At 77.3% G+C, this 1,947-nt stretch carries 2 protein-coding genes; both read right to left on the bottom strand.

Annotated features, from left to right (window positions below; all coding sequences use genetic code 11):
- Window positions 1-1,136: serine/threonine-protein kinase (locus tag PYV61_RS24825; RefSeq protein ID WP_275836564.1), on the bottom strand; the 1,136-nt coding region annotated here is incomplete at its 3' end.
- A 163-nt stretch (window positions 1,137-1,299) separates the two neighbouring features.
- Window positions 1,300-1,947 (bottom strand): lysozyme inhibitor LprI family protein (locus PYV61_RS24820; RefSeq protein WP_275836563.1); only part of this gene is annotated, 648 nt, incomplete at its 5' end.

The raw sequence follows: 1,947 nt of genomic DNA, 5'->3' as shown, positions 1-1,947 counted from the left end.
CGAGCCGATCGTGCGGGCTCCACCGCCCGCACGATCGGCTCGGGCGTCGCGACGTCGGCCGAGGCCGACGCCGCCGCCGCCTCCGCCGGCAGCACGACCGCCGCCGGCACGGCGTCCGGGGTGCGGAGCGGCACGTGCGCGCCCGACACCGACCCCAGCCCCCACGTCTCGCCGATCGCAGCCGACAGCCGCTCGGAGAAGTCGCCGGCGGTCGGCGGACGCGCGGCCGGGTCGCGCGACAGCGCGTCGTCGAGCACCGCCTGCAGCGACGCCGGCCACGCGCCCTCGGGCGCGAGGTCGAGCAGCCGGCGCGGCGGCTCGAGCAGCCGCCCCAGGCGCGCGCGCTCGGGCGTCGTCGACTCGAACGGCAGCTGCCCCGTGAGGCACACGAACGCGACCAGCGCCAGCGCGTACACGTCGCTGCGCGCGTCGAGCGGCTCGCCGAGGAGCTGCTCGGGGCTCATGAACTCGGGCGTGCCGACGACGAAGCCCGTGCGGGTGAGGCCGCGCTCGTCGACGCCGAACGCCTTGGCGATCCCGAAGTCCATCACCTTCACGCGATCGCGTCCGCTCGCCGTCGTGACGATGAGGACGTTCTCGGGCTTCAGGTCGCGGTGGATCAGCGGGTGCGGCAGCTGGTGCGCCGCGTCGAGCCCCTCGGCGATCTGCCGGACCAGCTCCGCCACGCGGCGCGGCGGCAGCGCGCCCTCGCGCTCCACGAGGTGGCGCAGCGTCTCGCCCGGCACGAACTCCATCGCCAGGTAGACGAGGCCGTCGGGCGTCTCGCCGAAGTCGTAGACGCGCGCGACGTGCTCCTGCTCGATCTGCGCGGCGTTGGAGGCCTCGCGCGTGAAGCGCGCGACGGCCGCGGTGTCGTGCGCGAGGTCGGCGCGCAGCACCTTGATCGCCACCTGCTGCGGGAGGCGGACGTGGCGGGCGAGGTAGACCTTCCCCATCCCGCCCTCGCCGAGCAGCCGCGTGACGAGGTAGCGCTCGGCGATCACGGAGCCGACCAGCTCCTCGCCTCCCCCCTCGGCGCGCAGCGCGGCGCCGTCCCTCGCGCAGAAGGCGAGGTCGTCGGGATACCGGGCGTCGCAGACCGCGCACACCTTCGTCACCGGGACGCGCGCCTCCACTCGATCGGTCGCACTACGCCCCACGCACCACCGCGAGGCGCGAAGTTACGACTCCCGGGGAGGGGGAGCAAGCGCGAACGGCAGAGCCCGTACGGCGTTCCGCGCGATCACGGGACGGGACGCTGCAACGCGCGGGGCGCTCCACCCCGGCGCGGGCGCCCGATCAGCGATAGCCGAACTCCCCCGTCCCCACCCGCCGCGGCCGTACCTCCGCGGTCTGCGTCGGGCGGCGCGTCGCCAGCTCGGCGGCCCGACGCGCCGACAGCTCGCGGAAGCAGGGGAGGCGCGCCGCCCCCCACCGCTCCCCCGACCGCTCGCGCGTCCGCAGCCGGCACACGCGGTCCCGCTCGGCGAGCCACAGCCGCTGCTCCGAGCGCAGCCGCCGCACCGTCAGCGGCTCGCGCTCGCCGCCCGCCTGCCGCCGGTAGTCGGCGATCAGCGCCTGGTAGACGCGGGTCAGCCGCGCGTCGATCGACGGGAGCTGCCCGAACAGGCAGCTGCGCTGGTCGGCGTCGACGGTCGACCGGCAGCGCTCGGCGACCGAGACGGCCCGCGTGCGGGGCGCGGCCGGGGCGGAGTCGGGACGTGCCGGGGCCGGCGCGGGCTCCGGGGCCGGCTCCGCGGGCGCCGGCTCGGCGGGCGGCGGCTCGGCGGGGGGGGGCGTCTCGAGGCCGACGTCGCCGGCGGAGGCGGTGGGGGCGACCGGGGGCGGCGCGGGGACCGCCGCCGGGTCGAGCGACGCCGGGAGCCCCGCCCGGTCGTCGCCGCCGCGCACCAGCAAGTCGGATCGTAGCCATGTCGTTCTGTGAGC

Source organism: Roseisolibacter sp. H3M3-2 (assembly GCF_029211165.1).
Taxonomy (GTDB): Bacteria; Gemmatimonadota; Gemmatimonadetes; order Gemmatimonadales; family Gemmatimonadaceae; genus Roseisolibacter.
This window is presented reverse-complemented; position numbering and strand designations above follow the sequence as displayed.